This window comes from Prevotella sp. P5-50, assembly GCF_002251295.1.
In the GTDB taxonomy this organism is placed as follows: Bacteria; Bacteroidota; Bacteroidia; order Bacteroidales; family Bacteroidaceae; genus Prevotella.
Window position 1 is genome coordinate 193672 of sequence record NZ_NPJA01000019.1, and the last position, 20689, is coordinate 214360.

Sequence of the window (20689 nt, forward strand, 5' to 3'; positions counted from 1 at the left end):
TTAAGTTAATAATATAATGATTATAGATAATATACAGATTCTGGACCCATGCAGAAAAGCAGGTCGAGGATGGAGAGGTTGGACTGAAATCCGTGTCGCCGCTCAAACACTTGCCAGTAGCGCCGAGGTTGGAAATCGGCATCGGGCAAAGGATGTTTGGCATGGATGACCTGTCTGAAATCGTCGTAGGATCCATCGCCGACAGCCGTTAGTGCCGTTTTGCCGTGGGCAGTATCGGCAGGCAGATATGCCGTGGAGTATTCCACGGCGGGACTGATGTCAATCAGCTGGCATACAGTCTGTCTGATTTCCTCGTTGAAATCTATAAGATAGTCGATTCGCCGCTCATAGAATGGGCGGATATCATCGGCATAATATTCAAAGAATGGACTCTCGCTATAGGCGCTCTGAAGGGCATTCCAGTGTGTGCGGCGCCACTGGTTGTGGTCGCTGATGCGCAGGTCTTTCACCTCGTGTCCGTCCGCCAACCGTTCTACGGGCACTGTGAGAGCCTGCAATCCGTTGGCCGTAGCGATGATACAGCGGTTGCGGTAGGTTTGTTTCTGATAGGAGTCGTGTTGCTCAATGATGGTGCGGTCGTATCGGTGGAGCTTCTGATACCACTGTATAGGACCGAAATAGGCTGTTTGCAATACTGCCGTTTTTACCATATTGCACTCCTTTCTGGACTATAACCCTCGAAGATATTCTTGGTATCGTCGTGACTGTAGAGTATGCCAGCCACCCTTCCGATGATGTTGCGCTCGCTGATGAATCCCAAATGGCGTGAATCTACGGGGTTGTCATCGGCAATAGCTTCGAGCCAATAGTAGTCGAAGGCGCTGCATGTGATGCGTCCGGGGACTATCAGCGGTCCGTTGGTGGTGTGGATGGTATCGCCAGGAATGGCGGTACAGCGTGCCACACAGATGCCTTTGACAGAGTCGCCTGGCATGTCGAATGCCACGATATCGCCGCGTCTGACGCCTTCGCGCAGCAGTCGGCTGTAGGGCAACAGTCGTCCGCCATCTATGCGCAAGCCATAACTCCATCGGCTGACGATGAGTCTGTCGCCGTTGATGAATACCGGTGCGAGTGCTCGTCCGTCCACGGTATATAGCGTGAAGGCTAAAGCGCGAAATGCCAGCATCAGCAGGAATGCCGATGCAAGAGCTATCACGAACTTCAGCCAATTAGCCATTATATACTATTTAATGTTATCAACAAAGCGGAACAATCTGCTCCAGCGTATGCCGCCGAAACCGTTTCTATCGGGATCGCTGCTCCACCAGATGAAGATGGGCTTGCCCACGATATGGTCTTCGGGCACAAATCCCCAGTATCTTGAGTCGAGCGAGTTATGGCGGTTGTCGCCCATCATCCAGTAGTAGTCGAGCTTGAAGGTATAGCTTGTTGCCACCTTACCGTTGATGATGATTTTCCCGTCAGCCACTTCGAGGGTATTTCCTTCGTAGGTACGTATGCAACGCTCGTAGATGGGCAGGTTGTCGAGTGTCAGTTGGATGGATTGTCCCTTAGCGGGTATCCATACCGGACCATAGTTGTCGCGAGTCCAGTGGGTATTGCCGTTGAGTGGGTAGATGTCGAGTGTGCTGTTGTCATCAGATATTTTGATGCTCTCCACCAGATCTTTTCTCTTGGCAAGTGTGCTGACGGCGCGTTTTGTCAAAGGCATATATCCTGCCGTATTGAGCGACATGAGGTCTTCCATGGTAATACCTAAGTCTTCCATGAGTTCTTCGGGCAGGTTTTGCTTGAGCTTCAGATTGTAGGCATACTGCACATTGTCGGGCTCTTTGTTGGCTTTGCCGTCGAGATAGACAATGCGGTTTTTGATTTGCAGGGTCTGTCCGGGCAGTCCTACGCAGCGCTTCACATAGTTTTCGCGGCGGTCGGCTGGTCGGGTAATGATTTCTCCGTATTCAGCCTGATTGCGCTCCACTTCCTGTCTGCCTGCCTGATAGATGAAGTCGAAATACATGCGGCGCTGCATGGCAGAGAGGGAGTCGGGATTTGGACGCTGCGGATATATCTGGTATCCCAACTGATAACAGAGTTGATAGAAATCTTGGGCTTGATACTGTGGTGCGGCACACAGGGTGTCGCCGGCAGGATAGTTGAACACCACGATATCGTTGAGTTTCACTTTTCCAAAACCTTTGGCTCGACGGTAGTCCCAGTGTGGCCATTCGATATAGCTCTTACACTCGAAGATGGGCAGTGTATGCTGTGTGAGTGGAAGTGTGAGTGGTGTTTCTGGAATGCGTGGTCCGTAGCTCATCTTCGAAACGAAGAGGTAGTCGCCCGTCAGCAGTGATTTCTCAAGTGAACTTGATGGAATGACATAGTTCTGAAAGAAGAACAGGTTGATGAAATATACTGCCACGAGTGCAAACACCAGTGCATCGATCCACGACATGATGAACTTGACGGGGCCTTCAGCGTCTTTCCACCACTGCCAACGTATCTTCTTGGTGATATAGATATCGTAGATGAATGGTACGACGATGAGTCCGAGCCATGATTTCAACCATACGAGAAACAAGAGATAGAGGATGATGACAATGGCAAACTTAGTCCATTGCACCTTCATATTGAGTTTTTCCTTTTCTTTCTTCTCCATGATTTAGAATTTAAACATGTCTGATATGGTGAGCAGTCCCTGATGGTCTTTGGTGTATTCGGCAGCAAGCACGGCACCAAGTGCGAAGCCTTTGCGGCTATGGGCATCGTGGGTGATGGTGATAATGTCGGCATCCGAGTCGTAGCGCACGGTGTGTATGCCTGCCACCTCGCCGCGACGGATATGATCCACACGCAGCATTTTGGGGTCGGTGGTCTCTTCTGCCCATGCTTCCTTGCGGTCGATACGCTCCACGATCTCGTCGGCAAGTGTGATGGCTGTACCGCTGGGATGGTCGAGCTTATGCACGTGGTGGGTTTCTTCCATCTCCACATCATACTGTGGGAACTGGTTCATGATCTTTGCGAGATAGCGGTTGACAGCCGAGAAGATGGCTACACCGATGGAGAAATTGGATGCCCAGAAGAGTGTCTGACCTTCTTCGCAGCACATGCGACGCACATCATCGCCATGGTCTTTCATCCATCCGGTCGAACCGCTTACCACTTTAACACCGTGACTAAATGCTTTGAGATAGTTGCCATAGGCTGCCTGTGGTGCGGTGAACTCAATGGCGACATCTGCCGACTGGAATTGGGGTGAATCAAAATCTTGCTGATTGTCAATATCGATAATGCTCACAATCTCGTGGCCACGCTCGCGGGCTATCTGTTCTATCATCTTGCCCATCTTGCCGTAGCCTATCAATGCTATTTTCATCTTTCGTTTCTTGTTTTATATTGTACTATTGTTTGCTGTATTCTTTATTAGTATGCTATGCAAAGGTAAACAATTTATGCCACAATACGTTGGTTTGCAACAGAAAATAACATTTCAAGGGGCATTTAGCTACCATTTGACATCTTTTCAGACTCCTGCAACAGCTTTCAACATATCGTCGTGGACAAGTCTGTTAGTGGCTACAACATCGTTGCCCTCAGTGAAATCGGTGCTACCGGCATAGTTGCTGACTCGTCCACCTGCCTCATTGACGATGATGGCACCTGCCATATAGTCCCACTGACCGATATACTTCTCCATATAGCCATCGAGGCATCCCTGTGCCACCAGACATAGTGCTATGGCGGCAGATCCTATCATGCGGATGCTTGCCACCCGGCCATAGAAGGTGTCGATGAGATGTTTCGCAACGGGATTGTAGGCTTCGTTGTTGTAGGGCAATTGCAGACAGAGCAGCGCATCATCGAGCTGACGGTCACTGACATGTATGCGGTTGCCGTTCATCCATGCTCCCCCGCCCTTCCAGGCATAGTAGCAAGAGGCTGTGGACACATCGCACACCACGCCAAGGAGTATCTCTTTTCCGCTTATCAGTGCGATACTCACGGCATAAGGAGGATAGGCGTGTATGAAATTGGTTGTTCCGTCCAGTGGGTCAACCACCCAACAGTAGTCTTCTCCTTGATAGGTTGCCGATTTCTCTTCAGTGATGAAACCTGCGTCGGGCAATAGTTGTCGCAGTTGGGCAACGATTTTTTCTTCCGACTGCTTATCCACATACGACACATAATCGTGTGCTTGTTTGTGTTCCACGCAGTTTTGATTGAAGTTGCGACGTTCGTTGCGAATGTATTCTGCCACTCTTCTTGCCACGGCACAAACATCTATGGTAAGCAACTCTAAATTTATCATACTCATAATGGTTGTTATTTCCTTGTCGCAAAGGTACGATTAAGTAAGCAAAACACAAAGGAAAAAACTGTTTTTCTTGTGTTTCACCCATCACAAGCAACATTGTTGCAACAAAAAAGCCATAGCCATACAACTAAAAACCGTATGACTTGGCACAGTCAAATATCTTGTCATGATGGTGTGTGCCTATTGTGTTGGTTTGCAAATTAAATTGATTTACTCAGCAAATCAATTGAGTTTACTCAGCAAATCAATTGAATTTACTCAGCAAATCAATTGAATTTGCAGAGAGAAATACCTTTCAAGCAACTGCCAACAAGCCTCAACAGACTATCTATCAACAATGTATATCAAACACAAAGCGTACTCCTGAATCCTCGTTGCGACAGGCTGTAATGGTGCCGCCATGCATGATAACAGCATTCTTTACAATGGCAAGACCCAGCCCGGTACCTCCCATCTTGCGGCTACGACCTTTATCCACACGATAGAAACGCTCGAAAATGCGCATGAGATGCTCCTGCGGAATACCTACGCCATTGTCGGAGAAACAGAAATGCCAATAGTCGCCGGTCTGACGGGCGGTCAGCGTGATGGTGGTGCCATCGCCGGCATAGGCAATGGCATTGTCGGTGAGATTGCGGAAGATGCTGTAGAGCAGCGAAGCATTGCCTCGCACGATGAGTGGCGATGGCAGTTGATTGACAAATGTCATGCGGCGCCCGGACAACTGGAGGGCTGTTTCCTGCTGAATGTGACTGACGGTTTCGTAGATGTCAACGGGTTCGAACTCGTAGGCGATGGTTCCGGAATCGAGTCGGTGAAGCGTTGAGATGTCTTGAAGAATGGCTGTCAGACGCTGCGTCTGTGCAAAACTGCGCTCCAAGAACAGTTGGCGATTCTCCTCGGTCATCTTGGTATCGGTCAGAATGGTCTCGATATAGCCTTGAATACTTGCCACTGGGGTTTTCAATTCGTGGGCTGCATTCTGTATGAGTTCGTGTTTCAGCCGGTTTTGCTCCTCTTTGGTGTATTGCAAACGACGGTAGATTTTGATGATGCGCTCGGCTATCTCACCCAGTTCGTCGCCGGGAAACTCTGCCAAGTCCTCTACGTCAAGACTCTCATTGGCGGCTGCTCGCTGGGCAAAGATGCGCAGTTGGTTGATGTTGCGATCGAGACGCTTGCCGAAACGGAACAGCAGAAACGACAGCAATGCCACAATGACAAGGGCCACCCAGATGTAGCGTTGCTCGGCCTGGAGTGCTTCGGTCAGGGTGTGGTCGTAGGGCAATGCCGAACGCACAATATAGTGTTGCTTGGGAAAATAAGATGCTGAATAGAAGTATTCCTTGCCCGTACTGGCACTGCGGCGGTCTATGTCGGAACCGTTGCCCTGTGTCAATGCCTCTTGCACCTCTTTGCGCTGCAGGTGGTTGCCCATGTCGCTATAGTCTTTGCGCGTGTTGTCATAGAGCACATAACCTTGCTCGCTAATCAGCGTGAGTCGCAAACCAGGCATGTGGTGGCGGCGCTCAAAACTGGCAATAGCGGGTTCGGAGTGATCGCCTGCAGCTGTTAGCGACTGACAGAGTTGCTCGTTGTAGTCTTGCAACTGTGTGTTGAGGCGCTCTATCTTAAATTCTTTCTCACGGTGATGCTGGAAAAGGATGAACACCACAGCAAAAATGCAGAATACAGATATGATCTGCAAGGAAAACTTATTGCCTATCGACATGATGATAAAGGGTTTTCGTTGTTTTTCGGCACTAATACCGAAGAAGAGGTGATGATGGAATTGATATGTTCTGTGCGTTGGTATCTGATGACCGAACGGTGTCAAACAGTCATTGTCTGACACCGAACGGATACTTTCAGATTAGGGATTGAAGTAATAGCCGTAGCCCAAACGCGTGCTGATGCACGGGGCATAGCGACCTATCTTCTTGCGCATTCGGGTGATGTTGACATCGACGGTGCGGTCGAGCACCATCACATCGCTGGGCCAAACATGGTCGATGAGTTCCTGACGAGAGAACACACGACCCTTATGCTCCAACAACAGGCGCAACAACTCAAATTCGGTCTTGGTAAATGCCACTTCCTCGCCATCTACCGAAACGGTCTTGGTGTTGAGATTGAGCACCAGGTGATCGTAACGCAGCGTTTCAGGCGATACCTGCGTGCTGTGTGTGCTACGGTTGAGCACTGCCTTTACACGTGCCAACACCTCCATAATGCGGAAGGGTTTGGCTATGTAATCGTCGGCACCAAGGCCAAAGCCGTGGAGCATGTCCTGCTCGGTATCCTTGGCCGTAAGGAAGATGATGGGGATATGAGCTGTCTTTTCCTCGGTTTTGAGGCGGCGTGCCAAGTCAAATCCCGACATGCCTCCCATCATCACATCGAGCAACATGAGGTCGAAAGCTGCCAACGGCAACTCCAATGCCTCTTCGGCTGAATTGGCCTCGGTCACCTCATAACCGTCGTTACGGAGGTTATAAGCAAGTATCTCGCATAGGTTTTGTTCGTCATCTATTACGAGTATCTTATAGGTCTTATTATCTTCTTTCATCGTTGCAAATATAGTGATTTTTTGCGTATGTTGCTACGTTTCATGATTAAAAATCAACCAAAACCTCTTCTTCATCGGGTTTTAGCAGTTTTTTGCCTGCACGCAACTGGTGACGCATGATGCTCAGAAGCTCCTGACTCTCCTGGAGGATGTTCAAATAGATGAGCGATACTTTGTATTCGGCACTGTTGGTAGAGCGCTGCATGCGGTCGATATGGCGCTTACGATAGACTGACAGCGTGTTTTTGCAACTGTCGGCTTCGAGCATCGTCTCGCGGTAACGGTCGAAACGGCGGGTGTCGAGCATCTGGGCGGTGGTCTTCATCAAGTCGTTGATGCGCTGGCGCATGGGTTCAAACTCGTCGCGGTAGCTCTGTGGCAGCGGAGTGAAATTGTTGTCAACATGTTCCTTGGCGGGATCGAGCATACGTTTCAGACAGTAGATATACTGCTGGTTGCTGTTGAATCCAAGGTGAAACCAGGTATTGCGCTCAAGAGAAATCTGGGATGGAGAACGGCGCAAGGCTAAAAATTCACGGCGGCGTATCTTGGTCAACTCATCCAATTTATCGTTTAGCGCGCGATGTACGCGACGAAGACCACGAAGATTCTGGTCGGAGAAACTCTCCACAATATCGTTATACTGGTCGAGGGCAAACTCGCAGGTGCCGCTCTGTGTGCGACTCACATGTTTGCAAAGCACATCCCAAACGATCTCTGGATCGCGACTGCGCATCATCAACTTGAACGAAGCATCTTCGGGACTCGCCTTCTTGGCCTTGCGGGCATACTGGATATTGCTGCGAATAAGCAGGAAAACGGCGAGTGCCATGAAGGCAAACATGGCGATGAAACCTCCAAAATAGATGGTCAGGCAGACTAAAGCACAGGTGGCGAAGGCTACACCGGCGGTGACAAACCATCCACCAATCACACTCAGCACACCGGTCACACGGAACACAGCACTCTCGCGACTCCAAGCGCGGTCGGCAAGACTGGTACCCATGGCTACCATGAAAGTGACATAGGTAGTAGAGAGGGGCAACTTGAAGTTGGTTCCGATAACAATCAGTACTGAAGCCAATACCAAGTTGACGGCAGCACGAACCATATCGAAGGCGGCACCGTCTTTCAAAACGACTTCTTCCTTGTTGAAACGGCTGTCAATGCGCTGCATCATGCCCTTGGGCAAATAGCGCACAAGAAACTGACCGCACTCCTGTGTGACGCGAACGATACTGCGAGCGGCGCGAGAAGTACCAAACATTTCGTCGCTCTCGTCCTGACGACTCAAATCGACAGAGGTCTTTACTACATTCTGTGCCTTCTTAGAAGTGGCCATGGCAAAAATCATAACACCACCGGCTATCATCAGATAAAGGAACGGAGACTTGGCGGATTCCATCAAGGAACCCATCATAAACGTATCAACATTGCCAGCACCGTGGCTTACCCAATCTTGATAGGATGACAAACCGGCAAGAGGAACACCAATAAAGTTGACGAGGTCGTTGCCGGCAAATGCCATGGCGAGGGCGAAAGTGCCCATCAACACAACCAAGCGGAACACGCTGACACGCATCAGCAACAACAGATAGGATAATAAAGTGGCGGCAGCAAAGACAGCGCCCAGCAACATCGTGGTATTGGCATCTATCCACACTTTGGCTTCAGTTGCAAACACAGGCGACTTTGACAAGCCCTTGATAAACACAAAGTAGGCAAGAATGGCAAACGAGATACCTCCAAATACCGACTCGGCTACCTTGTGATTCTTGGTGCGGAACGTGAAGATGATACGCGATAGCCATTGTACCAATACACCACAAACAAAGGCTATGGCTACACTGACAAAGATGGCAACAATGACCGATAGGGCTTTGTCGCTATTGAGAAGGTCGGAAAGTGCCAAAGTGGGATCGCCTGCCATCTTCACAAGTGCCAGAATGAAGGTACCACCTAACAGATCAAATACCAAAGATACGGTGGTTGAGGTGGGAAGGCCTAAGGTGTTGAACACGTCGAGAATGATGACATCGGTCACCATCACGGCAAGAAACACCACCATCACCTCATGAAACGAATAGTTGACAGGGTGCATGATGCCATGACGGGCAACATCCATCATGCCTGCCGACATCATAGCGCCTACAGCAACACCAACGGATGCTACTATCAATACGGTACGAAAGCGAGCTGCCTTGGCGCCAATGGCAGACTGCAGAAAGTTTACGGCGTCGTTGCTGACTCCGACGAAAAGGTCGAATACTGCCAGTATCAGCAGGAATGCGACAATTACGATGTAGATTGTTTCCATCTTTTATTTGATATATTTTGTTGATTTCTGCCGCAAAATTACGTCACATAGATTACAGCCGTGTGACAACCTTGTTACATTTCTGTTACAGCGCTCGACTGTAACACGTTCTTAACATGTTCGACACTTTTCCGTAACACCGTCGTTTTACCTTTGCAGCAGAATAACAAAACAAACAAAAAATGAAAGACAATTATTACATTATGGATGAAAAGAAAGCAGATCACATCCGCACCATAGTGGGATGGATCAGATTGGCAATCCTCGTTGTACTCTTATATATTATAGGTACAGCTATCTGTCACGCGCAACAACGAGACAGCTTGGTAAACCTACACGGTGTGTTGCGCGGTAAATACGAGTATCAACCGGAGATGAATGCTGGACGATTTGAGGTGAGAAACGCACGAATGAGTATCAGCGGTAAACTGTCGAAACGGTCGGAATACAAACTGGAGGTCGATCTATGCGACGAATCATCCATCAAGATGAAGGACGCATGGGTAAGACTGTTGCCATGGAAACAACTGCGAGTCAGCATCGGACAACAGCGTTTGCCTTTCACCATCGACGCACACCGCAATCCTGCCAACCAGTATTTCGCCAACCGTAGCTTCATCGCCAAACAGGTGGGAGATATGCGCGACGTGGGACTGCAACTGGGATATACCTTCAAAAACAAAGAGGGACGAACTCTGGCAATTGCAGATGCGGGAATGTTCAACGGTAGCAACCTCGACAACCAAAAGACTGCATGGAACAAAGACTTGAACTACTCTGCACGACTGCAATGGTTTCCAGTAGAAGGACTGGCTATCGTGCCTAGCATTCAGCATACTGCTATTGCCGACCGAAAAGCTGAATATACATCGCTTGACTTCGGCGCTTTCTACGAAACTAACGGATGGCACCTCGAAGCTGAATACCTACACAAACAATATGCACACGATGCTTTCGACGACTGTGACGCCGTGAACGCCATGGTCATCTACAAAATGCCGATAAAAAACAAGGACTGGTTCATGCAAAGCGTATCATACCTGGCTCGTTACGACTATATGGGCAACCATGCTGACGGTAAGAAAGGATTTGAACTCGATGCGGACAACAACGAAACCACACGATTGAAAATCAGCGACTATGCACGCCATCGCATGACACTGGGACTGACCTTCGGCATCCGCAACCCATACCTGCCCACAGAAATTCACCTCAACTACGAGCGGTATTGGTATCCCAACGGCGGTATTGCCAAAGAGAGTGAACAAGATAAACTGGTGGCCGAACTGATGATTAAATTCTAATCATCAACGGCCAACCAGTCGTATTTACCCCAAATCTATTGGTATGATTGGCTTGATCTTGTATTTTTTGGAAGATGGATATTGTTCGGCTTTGAATGAATCATAGCATGCTATGACAATTACAAAACGGACTAAAATCACCTCATAAGAAACAAAAGACTGCAATAATCATATAGATGGTCTAATGACCGATTAGGGCTTAACCAAAAGGCGTTTGAGAGGTCATTCTACAGGACGCACCAAATGGCGCATGGCATGGCCACCCCATTGGTTGTCATCAACATAGCGGAATCCGCAAGATAAATATAGGCGTTCGGCATTGGGATTGCCTTTATCTACAAGCAGACCAACACCAGGAAGGCCCATCTGACGTGCCCTTTCCAAGGAAGCATTGAGCAAATGGGTGGCAATGCCACGACCACGATAGACGGGATCTACTGCCAAACTGTCGATATAAAGTTCGCCTGCCTGCGTCTCATCATCGAGATTGGAATGATTCCGATGCAGATATTCAAGGGCATAACGCACAAACTGCTGGCGCAACTCACGGAGCCCGCCGCCATCATAACACACTAACGCACCTACCACACTGTCGCCATCCATAGCCACCAGCGTGTTGCAATAACTATACTGGCTGTCTTCGCGCTCCACCAGCAACGTCATCATCGTGAGAAAATCATCAATCGTGGCACCCTCACCACAGAAGTGAAGACAGCACTCTTCCGTCATTGCCATCATCACCAATCGTGCAATGGCTGCCGACTGCTCAATACGGGCAGGACGTATTTCTATCGTTGTTTTGTTATTCATGCAACAAAGATAGCATATTTTTTCTATAAAACAACCATCATTCCGCCGCTATCGTTGGATAATTGCAAAAATTGTCTTACTTTTGCACAAAATAACTACAACGTAACAGGAAATGGCATTAAAAGTATTACGCGACCGCATCCTCAAGGATGGAAGATGCTTCGAAGGAGGCATACTCAAAGTAGATAGGTTCATCAACCATCAGATGGACCCTTACCTGATGAAACAGATTGCTGTGGAGTTTATCAAACGTTTCGCACACAAGCCCGTCAACAAGATTATCACCATAGAGGCTTCTGGCATTGCGCCGGCTATCATGTTGGGATATATGATGGAGCTGCCTGTGGTGTTTGTCAAGAAGAAAAAACCTTCGACCATGAACGATATGTATTCCACCACCGTGACATCGTTTACCAAACAACGTGACTATACCGTTGTGATCAGCAAGGAATATCTAGGTCCGGAAGATCATGTGCTCTTCATTGACGACTTCTTGGCATACGGAAATGCTGGTAAGGGTGTGGTTGACCTATGCCGACAGGCTGGCGCTACTATAGAGGGCATGGGATTTATCATTGAAAAAGAGTTCCAACACGGAAGGGAACTGCTCCAGAAAGAGGGTATCAGTCAGATAGAGTCGATGGCGATTATTGAATCGCTCGACAACTGCGAAATACGCATCAAAAACGACTAAAACAACAATCAGCAATACCATCTTTCGATCAAACATCCGATTACGAGATAAAAAAAATCGCCCCATCCGCATGATTACGGATGGGGCGAACTTATAAGAAGGGGATTTCTATCATTTGCGATTGACTTTCATGATAGTGCAACAGGCCTACTCTTTGTTGGTTTCAGGTGCTGCATACTTGCGACACTCAGTAAACTTAACGCCTTGCAACAACTTCTTGATGCGCACGCGGGTATTGACAGTTACAACCTTGCCATCAACAGTACGAGTCAGAGACATGGGCTCGGTGACGGTTTCGGGGATGAAACGGATCTTCTTCTTGCGTATGTTGGTGGCAGAAAAGTCGGCTGCCTTTTCCACACAGGAAGTGGAAATGGTGGGCTTGAAGATGCCCAAGCCTTCGATGCGAACCGCATTTCCGTTGTCGAAAGACTGACGAACGGCATTCTTCAACTCCTTCAGTACGGCATAAACATCCGACTCCTTGACTGATACGTTTTGCTGGATGAGGTCGGCAAGAGTATCGGTATCGACAATAGACTTGATTACTACACGACCAAAATACTTTCCATAGGCGCTGTTCTTTGAATTGTTGTTCTTGTAAACTTCGTAATTAATGCTCATAGTGTTTTTCTTTTAAAGGTTAAACTTGTGTTTTTCTCTTGCGTGTCTGACGTCTGACTTGCGATTGCAAAGGTACAACATTTTGCAAGCGAAAGCAAATATTGTATAGCCACACTACAGACCCACTTTTTTGCCATACCATATATTTTGGAACTTTAAACCCCTATTTTTTGTGCCATTTACACCTTATAAAATATAAAAGGCTATCGGTTTTAATTTTTATTCTTTTATGTTCATATAGCTCTTATAAAATGGTACAAACGGAAATAATAAGCAGAAGAAAAAGAAAAAATATATGTTGGCAACAAGACGAAGGGGGACAATGCCTATGACATACGTGACATCACGACAAAAGCTGTAGTAACAGAGAAAGTGGTGACGACTGAAGAAAGACGAACTAACCGCGGCTTTCACGGTCTTTGATGATGGCGGAGAAATTGTCGATGGCCCATTGTATCATAGGACGACAGGCTTCCATAAACGAACAAGCACGTGGTGTCATGCTATATTCTGTGCGTGGTGGCACTTCAGGATATACCTTACGGATAATGAATCCATCGGCTTCAAGGTCACGCAGCGTGGTGGTAAGCATCTTTTGTGATATGTCGGGGATGGATTTTTGGAGTGCTGAAAAGCGCATAGGTTCGTGGTGTTGCAACAATTCGTGCATCACTATCAACGACCATTTTGCACCTACACGTGCCAAGATATTGCGCACGGGGCAATTGGGAAACATTTCGTTTAGAAACATTGTGGTAGTATCTTCCATAAAAACATGAACGGAGAAGATGCACGTTTATTGTCTTCCCCGCCTTGGTTTTTAATTATCCTGCGTGTGTTTGCTTATTCTTCTACCACACCATCGGTAGCTGTATATTGTTCAAGAGAACCTTCTTTGGCTTGTATGCAGATATATACTAAGGGAGTGTTGCCAGTATTCTTGGTACAACGGCTTACGGCCGGTGCAATTCTCACCAGACTGCCAGATGCAACGGGTTCTTCTATGCCATCAAGCGTAAATACACCTGTTCCACTAACTACGATATAGAGTTCTTCGTTTTGTTTGTGGTAGTGATTGAACGGAATAGCCTGACCGGGCGCAAGCGTTCCAAACGATACTTCCATTCCGGTAGTACCGACGATGTCTTTCACAAAGGCCTTACCTTCAAAGGTGGCGAGGTTTCCTACTGTAGCTACGGTGTAGCCATTGCCTGTTTTCTGTAATTCTGTCTGATTCATATACTTTGTATTTGTTTGGTTTGACGCTGCAAAATTACTACGTTTCTACCTTTCCCACAAGAGGGCAATCAGAAGATAGTTACTTACCTTTAAGTAACTATTGTTGAGTGTCTGCAGGTTACACAAGACATATTTATGATACATTAACTTATAGCAAAATGGCGATATAAACTTGCTAACAGCGATTGCCAATGGAGTAATTACTACGAAGATGATGGTCAACGGCTCTACAATACCCATAGAAAGCATTTACAGGCGCGCTAAGCGGGCATAGCACGACTATCCTTAGGGAATACCTCATTTTCCTATAAAACGCCACACAGGCCATTTATGCAACGTGTGACAATACCATTGCACAATGGTTGATAAGATCTTTGCGCAACGGTTGGTAAAACCTTTATCCAATGGTTGCAAGATCTCTGTCAACGTTTGATAAGACTTTGACCAACGTTTTGCAATATCCTTGTCTAACGTTTTGCAATACTTTTGCCTGTGATTTGGGAAAGCGAAAAATAACGTTCGTTTAGAGGACGCTAATGCTATAAACAAGTTATTTTATTATCGGGTGGTGGATGTGTGGTCGAAGTGTGGTCGAAAACACGAGTAAATGGGCATCGACCACAACATTAAAATTATAATTGCCAAAGAATTATGGTATAGGTGTGGTCGAGTGGTCGGAAAAAACCGAAAACCGACATTTCTGTATGCGCCTTTGCACCACCCTACTGCTTGGTGGGGATGATATTTGAGGAATTTAGGATTATTGCTTATGCTAACCAACAGATGGGGACGGGAAATGAAATGAACCGTATCATGTCCAATAGGGACTGATACGGTTCAAGTGATAAATTATCTAAGAATCAGATCAATCGGCAAGTTTTGCCTTGATCATCTCACGATTCAGACGTGCAATGTTGCTGATGGTCTCGTTCTTCGGGCAAACTGCTTCGCAGGCACGGGTATTGGTGCAGTTACCAAATCCGAGTTCGTCCATCTTGGCAACCATGTTCTTCACACGGCGTGCAGCCTCTACGCGACCTTGTGGAAGGAGTGCGAGCTGGCTAACCTTAGATGATACGAAGAGCATGGCAGAACCGTTCTTACAAGCGGCTACGCAAGCACCACAACCGATGCATGAAGCGCAGTCCATAGCCTCGTCGGCGTCTTCCTTCGGGATGAGGATAGCGTTAGCATCCTGAGCCTGACCGGTGCGCACGGTGGTGTATCCACCTGCCTGCATGATCTTATCGAAGGCTCCACGGTCAACCATACAGTCTTTGATAACGGGGAAGGCTGCCGAGCGCCAAGGCTCTACGGTGATAACGTCGCCGTCTTTGAAGCGGCGCATGTAAAGCTGGCAGGTGGTGGCGCCACGTTCGGTCTTACCGTGTGGTGTACCGTTGATATAGAGCGAGCACATACCGCAGATACCCTCGCGGCAGTCGTGGTCGAATACGAAAGGCTCCTGGCCTTCGTTGATGAGTTCCTCATTGAGGATATCCAGCATCTCGAGGAATGAGGTGTCATCGGGGATGTCCTTCATCTCGTGAGTATCGAAGTGGCCCTGGTCTTTGGGTCCGTTCTGACGCCAGAACTTGATGGTAAATGATATATTCATGATGCTTAGTTCTTATAGTTACGTGTTTGTACCTTGATTGCCTCATACTCCAGTGGCTCTTTGATGAGTTCGGGCTCGTTGCCTTTGCCCTTGTACTCCCAGCAACCTACATAGAAGTAATTCTCGTCGTCGCGCTTAGCTTCGCCTTCCTCGGTCTGATATTCCTCGCGGAAGTGTCCACCGCAAGATTCGTTGCGTGAAAGAGCGTCGAAAGCTACGAGTTCACCCATGGTGAAGAAGTCGCGGAGGTGGATGGCTTTGTCGAGTTCGACATTGAGTCCTTCCTTCTTACCGGGCACGAAGAGGTTGGTGTCGAACTCTTTTTCGAGCTCGTGCATCTTCTTCAAACCTTCCTTCAGTCCCTCTGCGGTGCGACCCATACCTACATATTCCCACATGATGTGGCCGAGTTCTTTATGGATTGAGTCAACTGAGCGCTTACCCTTGATGTTGAGCAGACGGTCGATTTCAGCGTTGACAGCCTTCTCAGCTTCCTCAAATTCGGGAAGATCTGTAGGAACCTTTGCCCATACAGCCTGGTCGGCCAGGTAGTTCTGGATGGTGTAAGGCAATACGAAGTATCCGTCGGCCAGACCCTGCATCAATGCCGAAGCACCGAGGCGGTTTGCACCGTGGTCAGAGAAGTTACACTCACCAATGGCGAACAGACCGGGGATGGTGGTCTGCAGCTCGTAGTCAACCCAGATACCACCCATGGTATAGTGGATGGCGGGATAAATCATCATGGGCTTGTAGTACTTCACACCGTTGATTTCGTTGGCTACATCGCCAGGGAATACGTCGGTGATTTCCTCATACATATCGAAGAGGTTGCCATAACGCTGCATGATAACGTCGAGGCCGAGACGGTTGATAGACTCAGAGAAGTCAAGGAATACGGCAAGTCCGGTATTGTTTACACCGTAGCCCTTGTCGCAACGCTCCTTAGCTGCGCGTGAGGCTACGTCACGGGGTACGAGGTTACCGAAGGCTGGATAGCGACGCTCAAGATAGTAGTCGCGATCTTCCTCTGGAATTTCCCATCCCTGCTTGGTGCCAGCCTGAAGGGCTTTAGCGTCTTCAAGTTTCTTAGGAACCCAGATACGTCCATCGTTACGGAGTGACTCTGACATCAGGGTCAACTTAGACTGCTTGTCGCCGTGTACGGGGATACAGGTGGGGTGAATCTGTACGTAAGAGGGGTTTGCGAAGTATGCGCCCTTGCGGTAGCACTGTACTGCTGCGGTGCAGTTACATCCCATAGCATTGGTAGAAAGGAAGTAGGTGTTTCCGTATCCACCAGTAGCGATTACTACGGCATTGGCGGTGAAGCGCTCGAGTTCGCCGGTCACAAGGTTCTTGGCGATGATACCGCGTGCACGTCCGTCAACGATTACTACGTCTTCCATTTCATAGCGGGTGTAGAGCTTCACCTTACCAGCTTGTACTTGGCAAGAGAGTGAGCTGTAGGCACCGAGCAGAAGCTGCTGACCGGTCTGACCCTTTGCATAGAATGTACGTGATACCTGTGCACCACCGAAAGAACGGTTGGCGAGCATGCCGCCGTACTCACGTGCGAAAGGTACGCCCTGAGCTACACACTGGTCGATGATATTGTTTGACACCTCTGCCAGACGATATACGTTGGCTTCGCGGGCACGGTAGTCACCGCCCTTTACGGTGTCATAGAACAGACGATATACTGAGTCGCCGTCGTTCTGATAACATTTGGCTGCATTGATACCGCCCTGTGCTGCGATAGAGTGTGCACGACGGGGAGAATCCTGAATGCAGAGGTTGATAACATTGAAACCCATCTCACCCAAAGAGGCTGCGGCAGAAGCACCGGCAAGACCGGTACCAACCACGATGACGTCGAGTTTCAGTTTATTCTTTGGGTTGACCAGACGCTGATGAGCCTTATACTCTTTCCATTTGTCGGCTACTGGTCCGGCAGGGATTTTCGAATCTATTTGTTTTGCCATAATTCAAAAGTAATTAAAGATTTGACATTAATCCTGCTCTATACTACCACAGGCTGGGAGCAAGTCCAGCAGCGAAAGCTACTACTACTGCTATGAAAGCAAGGATGAGCAGAGTCACATAGATGTTGCCGATAACGCGCCAACGGTTGAACCAAAGTTTGCCGCTGATACCGATAGTCTGCATGGCTGACCAGAATCCGTGGGTCAGGTGGAACCACAGAGCTACCAACCAAACGATGTAGAGCACTACATAGACTGGGTTCTGGAACGTGTCGATGATAAAGGCGAAACCATCTGAAGGCAGATGACCCATGGTGGTACCGATAAGCTCGGCAAACATCATGTTGTACCAGAAGTTGAACAAGTGGAGCAGCAGACCCAGTACAACGACGATTCCCAGAACGAGCATGTTCTGAGAAGCCCATTCTACCTTTGCGGGCTTTTCTGTCTCAGCATAACGCTCCGAACCACGGGCAGAACGGTTCTGTGCGGTCAGGATGAATGCATAAACAATGTGAATTACTGCCAAGGCAGCCAATCCCAAGGTAGCTACTACAGCATACCAGTTGGCACCAAGAGCTTCACAAATCCAGTTGTAAGCCTCGCCAGAGAACAGCGCAACAATGTTCATGCATCCGTGGAATGTCAGGAACAGGATCAGCGCGATACCCGTTACGGACATCACAACCTTACGACCAATTGATGAATTGATTAACCACATAAAATGTTGAAATTTAATTAATTAAATATTTAATTTTGTTGTTTATACAAAGGAACTTTGCCTCACGGCATATTCGCACAATACCCACTAATAAGTAAGCTTTTGCGCTTTCTGCCGACAAAATTACTAAAAAACAATGAACCACGCAAACGTTTTCGTTAAAATCATCACAATATTATATATTATACTATGTATTGATGCGCGCTATTTCACTTCGTATTTTTGAATAATTCTATCGTTTCGTTTACCTTCGGGATGCATTCGGGATGCATTCGGGATGTCGTCATAAGCCATACGCGGTTAGTCTGGTGCAAATACGTGAAAAGCCTCAAATAAGTCTGCTGTAAGTCCCAACTAAGTCCCAACTAAGTCCCATGATTCTGCGGACTACAATGGGAAAATATTGGGAGTAACAACCTACCTGCATAGTGGGGCAAACAATCTATCAAACCTATCGCCTGCTCCACAAACCACCGTTTCAGCCTCTTACTACAATACAGAAACCAATCGTATCAGACTGCATAATATGCTTTTTTAATACTTTAGTACACTACTTGAAAACTTTTTTTTGTAATTTTGCACACGGAATAATAAAACATCATTCATCTATGATTCTTCATTACGACGTACTGGTGATAGGAGGCGGACACGCTGGATGCGAGGCAGCATGCGCTTCGGCAAACATGGGAGCAAAGACTTGTCTCGTCACCATGGATATGAACAAAATAGCACAAATGTCGTGCAACCCGGCTGTGGGAGGCATTGCCAAAGGACAAATCGTGCGAGAAATAGACGCGCTCGGCGGACAGATGGGTCTCGTGACAGACGCTACTGCCATTCAGTTTCGTATGCTCAACAGAAGCAAAGGACCTGCCATGTGGAGCCCACGAGCACAATGCGACCGAGGAAAATTCATTTGGGAATGGAGAAACATACTCGACAAAACCGATAATCTCGATATTTGGCAAGACCAAGCAGACGAACTCTTGGTGGAGAACAAATGTGCCGTAGGTGTGAAAACAATATGGGGTGTGGAACTGCGTGCCAAAGCGATCATCATCACAGCGGGCACTTTCCTCAACGGACTGATGCACATCGGACGTACCATGGTGCCGGGTGGACGTATCGCAGAACCGGCAGTTCCCCACTTTACCGAAAGTATTACCCGACACGGAATTCGTTCAGAACGCATGAAAACGGGAACTCCTGTGCGCATAGACCGCCGTTCGGTAGATTTCAACGAGATGGTAGTTCAAGAAGGAGAACACGATTTTCACCAATTTTCCTATATGGGCAAACACAGAGTGTTACCTCAACTGACCTGTTGGACTTGCAACACAAATGCTAAGGTGCACGAGATTCTGCGCTCTGGACTTAAAGACTCTCCTCTTTATAATGGACAGATTCAATCCATAGGTCCACGCTACTGCCCTTCGATAGAAACCAAGCTCGTGACGTTTGCAGACCGCGAACAGCACCCGCTGTTCCTCGAACCAGAAGGAACCGACACCAACGAAATGTATCTGAACGGCTTTTCATCATCACTCCCGATGGAGGTACAAATAGAAGCCTTGCGACAAATTCCTGCTTTCCGTAACATCAAAGTCTATCGACCTGGTTACGCCATCGAATACGACTTCTTCGACCCAACCCAACTGAAACATTCGTTGGAATCGAAAATCATATCTGGACTGTTCATGGCAGGACAGGTGAACGGTACAACAGGATACGAGGAGGCTGGCGGACAAGGTACCATTGCCGGAATCAACGCCGCTATATTCTGCACAGGAGGCGAACCGCTCGTTCTGCATCGCGACGAAGCTTATATCGGCGTACTCATCGACGACCTCGTCACAAAAGGTGTCGACGAACCCTACCGCATGTTCACTTCAAGAGCAGAATACCGCATTCTGCTCCGACAAGATGATGCAGACGCACGCCTCACCGAGAAGGCTTACCAACTCGGCGTGGCTAAAACAGACCGATTCAACTGGTGGATGGAGAAGAAACAATGCATCGAAGAAATCGAAAGATTCTGCCAAACATTCCCCATTAAACCCCGTCTCATCAACGGAGCGCTGGAGGCAATGGGTTCTACCCCACTCGTCTATGGTTGCAAACTTGAAGACTTGATCACACGACCCGAACTCAACATCGACAAACTTGAGGAGGTCATTCCCGAACTGAAAGAGCAACTCGACCGCTTACCAAACCGCAGAGAGGAAATCAAAGAGGCTGCCGAGGTACATATCAAATATAAAGGTTACATCGAGCGCGAGCGTATCGTAGCCGACAAAATGCACCGTTTGGAGAATATCCGCATCAAAGACCACTTCAATTATAACGAGCTTCAGCAATTAAGCACAGAGGCAAGACAGAAACTAACTGCAATAAACCCCGAAACACTCGCGCAAGCAAGTCGCATACCTGGCGTATCCCCCAGCGATATCAACGTGTTACTCGTGCTGTTAGGAAGATAAAGTTTCACGTGAAACAACAACAATA

At 48.0% G+C, this 20689-nt stretch carries 18 protein-coding genes; 3 read left to right on the forward strand and 15 right to left on the reverse strand.

Annotated features, from left to right (window positions below):
• Positions 1-20: 20 nt before the first annotated feature.
• The 8 genes from CIK88_RS04540 to CIK88_RS04575 all read right to left on the reverse strand — a co-directional run bounded on the left by CIK88_RS04540 (position 21) and on the right by CIK88_RS04575 (position 9189).
• Positions 21-671 carry a WbqC family protein gene (locus tag CIK88_RS04540; RefSeq protein WP_094434830.1) on the reverse strand — a complete coding sequence of 217 codons (651 nt, stop codon included), beginning with the start codon at positions 669-671 and terminating at the stop codon, positions 21-23.
• A complete protein-coding gene (lepB, locus tag CIK88_RS04545; RefSeq protein ID WP_094391545.1) occupies positions 665-1201 on the reverse strand; it encodes a signal peptidase I in 537 nt (178 codons plus the stop codon). The genes CIK88_RS04540 and lepB (CIK88_RS04545) overlap by 7 nt, the downstream gene beginning before the upstream one ends.
• A 6-nt stretch (positions 1202-1207) precedes the next feature.
• Positions 1208-2644, reverse strand: coding sequence for a signal peptidase I (lepB, locus tag CIK88_RS04550; protein ID WP_094434832.1), 1437 nt, complete (start codon positions 2642-2644; stop codon positions 1208-1210).
• 3 nt (positions 2645-2647) lie between these two features.
• Positions 2648-3364, reverse strand: coding sequence for a 4-hydroxy-tetrahydrodipicolinate reductase (gene dapB, locus CIK88_RS04555; protein WP_094391547.1), 717 nt, complete (start codon positions 3362-3364; stop codon positions 2648-2650).
• Positions 3365-3511: 147 nt separating this feature from the next.
• Entirely contained in the window at positions 3512-4297 is a 786-nt protein-coding gene (locus CIK88_RS04560; protein WP_094434834.1) for an inositol monophosphatase family protein, read from the reverse strand.
• Between the two features lie 337 nt (positions 4298-4634).
• Positions 4635-6158, reverse strand: a complete 1524-nt coding sequence (locus CIK88_RS04565; protein ID WP_254046849.1) for a cell wall metabolism sensor histidine kinase WalK — start codon at positions 6156-6158, stop codon at positions 4635-4637.
• A gap of 18 nt (positions 6159-6176) precedes the next feature.
• The gene (locus CIK88_RS04570) at positions 6177-6872 is read right to left on the reverse strand and encodes a response regulator transcription factor (protein ID WP_094391550.1); all 696 of its coding nucleotides are present in this window, start codon (positions 6870-6872) and stop codon (positions 6177-6179) included.
• Between the two features lie 46 nt (positions 6873-6918).
• Positions 6919-9189 carry an inorganic phosphate transporter gene (locus CIK88_RS04575; protein ID WP_094434838.1) on the reverse strand — a complete coding sequence of 757 codons (2271 nt, stop codon included), beginning with the start codon at positions 9187-9189 and terminating at the stop codon, positions 6919-6921.
• Between the two features lie 182 nt (positions 9190-9371).
• On the opposite strand from CIK88_RS04575, the gene CIK88_RS04580 reads away from it, so the two are divergent.
• A complete protein-coding gene (locus CIK88_RS04580) occupies positions 9372-10493 on the forward strand; it encodes a porin (RefSeq protein WP_094434840.1) in 1122 nt (373 codons plus the stop codon).
• A gap of 222 nt (positions 10494-10715) precedes the next feature.
• On the opposite strand, the gene CIK88_RS04585 is transcribed toward CIK88_RS04580, so the two are convergent.
• Complete coding sequence (locus tag CIK88_RS04585; protein WP_094434842.1) at positions 10716-11303, reverse strand: GNAT family N-acetyltransferase; 588 nt, start codon at positions 11301-11303, stop codon at positions 10716-10718.
• Between the two features lie 112 nt (positions 11304-11415).
• Between CIK88_RS04585 and xpt the strand changes: the two genes are divergently transcribed.
• The gene (xpt, locus tag CIK88_RS04590) at positions 11416-11997 is read left to right on the forward strand and encodes a xanthine phosphoribosyltransferase (RefSeq protein ID WP_094434844.1); all 582 of its coding nucleotides are present in this window, start codon (positions 11416-11418) and stop codon (positions 11995-11997) included.
• A 147-nt stretch (positions 11998-12144) separates the two neighbouring features.
• Here the strand turns inward: xpt and CIK88_RS04595 are convergent, their stop codons facing one another.
• The 6 genes from CIK88_RS04595 to CIK88_RS04620 all read right to left on the reverse strand — a co-directional run bounded on the left by CIK88_RS04595 (position 12145) and on the right by CIK88_RS04620 (position 18184).
• A complete protein-coding gene (locus CIK88_RS04595; RefSeq protein WP_094391555.1) occupies positions 12145-12621 on the reverse strand; it encodes an HU family DNA-binding protein in 477 nt (158 codons plus the stop codon).
• 397 nt (positions 12622-13018) lie between these two features.
• On the reverse strand, positions 13019-13372 hold the full coding sequence (locus tag CIK88_RS04600) for a helix-turn-helix domain-containing protein (protein ID WP_254046681.1): 354 nt from the start codon (positions 13370-13372) through the stop codon (positions 13019-13021).
• A gap of 92 nt (positions 13373-13464) precedes the next feature.
• Positions 13465-13860 carry a cupin domain-containing protein gene (locus CIK88_RS04605; RefSeq protein WP_094391557.1) on the reverse strand — a complete coding sequence of 132 codons (396 nt, stop codon included), beginning with the start codon at positions 13858-13860 and terminating at the stop codon, positions 13465-13467.
• An 865-nt stretch (positions 13861-14725) separates the two neighbouring features.
• The gene (locus CIK88_RS04610; protein ID WP_094391558.1) at positions 14726-15478 is read right to left on the reverse strand and encodes a succinate dehydrogenase/fumarate reductase iron-sulfur subunit; all 753 of its coding nucleotides are present in this window, start codon (positions 15476-15478) and stop codon (positions 14726-14728) included.
• A gap of 5 nt (positions 15479-15483) precedes the next feature.
• Complete coding sequence (locus CIK88_RS04615; protein ID WP_094391559.1) at positions 15484-17463, reverse strand: fumarate reductase/succinate dehydrogenase flavoprotein subunit; 1980 nt, start codon at positions 17461-17463, stop codon at positions 15484-15486.
• A 43-nt stretch (positions 17464-17506) separates the two neighbouring features.
• Positions 17507-18184 (reverse strand): succinate dehydrogenase/fumarate reductase cytochrome b subunit, encoded by a 678-nt coding sequence (locus tag CIK88_RS04620; protein WP_094391560.1) that lies wholly within the window; start codon positions 18182-18184, stop codon positions 17507-17509.
• Between the two features lie 608 nt (positions 18185-18792).
• On the opposite strand from CIK88_RS04620, the gene mnmG reads away from it, so the two are divergent.
• Complete coding sequence (gene mnmG, locus CIK88_RS04625) at positions 18793-20664, forward strand: tRNA uridine-5-carboxymethylaminomethyl(34) synthesis enzyme MnmG (RefSeq protein ID WP_094434846.1); 1872 nt, start codon at positions 18793-18795, stop codon at positions 20662-20664.
• The last annotated feature ends 25 nt before the right edge of the window (positions 20665-20689 follow it).

What these genes read in the sequence shown, in the direction of transcription:
- CIK88_RS04540 (WP_094434830.1), bottom strand. Translation starts at nt 671, where the DNA reads ATGGTAAAAACGGCAGTATTGCAAACAGCCTATTTCGGTCCTATACAG.
- lepB (WP_094391545.1), bottom strand. Translation starts at nt 1,201, where the DNA reads ATGGCTAATTGGCTGAAGTTCGTGATAGCTCTTGCATCGGCATTCCTG.
- lepB (WP_094434832.1), bottom strand. Translation starts at nt 2,644, where the DNA reads ATGGAGAAGAAAGAAAAGGAAAAACTCAATATGAAGGTGCAATGGACT.
- dapB (WP_094391547.1), bottom strand. Translation starts at nt 3,364, where the DNA reads ATGAAAATAGCATTGATAGGCTACGGCAAGATGGGCAAGATGATAGAA.
- CIK88_RS04560 (WP_094434834.1), bottom strand. Translation starts at nt 4,297, where the DNA reads ATGATAAATTTAGAGTTGCTTACCATAGATGTTTGTGCCGTGGCAAGA.
- CIK88_RS04570 (WP_094391550.1), bottom strand. Translation starts at nt 6,872, where the DNA reads ATGAAAGAAGATAATAAGACCTATAAGATACTCGTAATAGATGACGAA.
- CIK88_RS04575 (WP_094434838.1), bottom strand. Translation starts at nt 9,189, where the DNA reads ATGGAAACAATCTACATCGTAATTGTCGCATTCCTGCTGATACTGGCA.
- CIK88_RS04580 (WP_094434840.1), top strand. Translation starts at nt 9,372, where the DNA reads ATGAAAGACAATTATTACATTATGGATGAAAAGAAAGCAGATCACATC.
- CIK88_RS04585 (WP_094434842.1), bottom strand. Translation starts at nt 11,303, where the DNA reads ATGAATAACAAAACAACGATAGAAATACGTCCTGCCCGTATTGAGCAG.
- xpt (WP_094434844.1), top strand. Translation starts at nt 11,416, where the DNA reads ATGGCATTAAAAGTATTACGCGACCGCATCCTCAAGGATGGAAGATGC.
- CIK88_RS04595 (WP_094391555.1), bottom strand. Translation starts at nt 12,621, where the DNA reads ATGAGCATTAATTACGAAGTTTACAAGAACAACAATTCAAAGAACAGC.
- CIK88_RS04600 (WP_254046681.1), bottom strand. Translation starts at nt 13,372, where the DNA reads ATGTTTCTAAACGAAATGTTTCCCAATTGCCCCGTGCGCAATATCTTG.
- CIK88_RS04605 (WP_094391557.1), bottom strand. Translation starts at nt 13,860, where the DNA reads ATGAATCAGACAGAATTACAGAAAACAGGCAATGGCTACACCGTAGCT.
- CIK88_RS04610 (WP_094391558.1), bottom strand. Translation starts at nt 15,478, where the DNA reads ATGAATATATCATTTACCATCAAGTTCTGGCGTCAGAACGGACCCAAA.
- CIK88_RS04615 (WP_094391559.1), bottom strand. Translation starts at nt 17,463, where the DNA reads ATGGCAAAACAAATAGATTCGAAAATCCCTGCCGGACCAGTAGCCGAC.
- CIK88_RS04620 (WP_094391560.1), bottom strand. Translation starts at nt 18,184, where the DNA reads ATGTGGTTAATCAATTCATCAATTGGTCGTAAGGTTGTGATGTCCGTA.
- mnmG (WP_094434846.1), top strand. Translation starts at nt 18,793, where the DNA reads ATGATTCTTCATTACGACGTACTGGTGATAGGAGGCGGACACGCTGGA.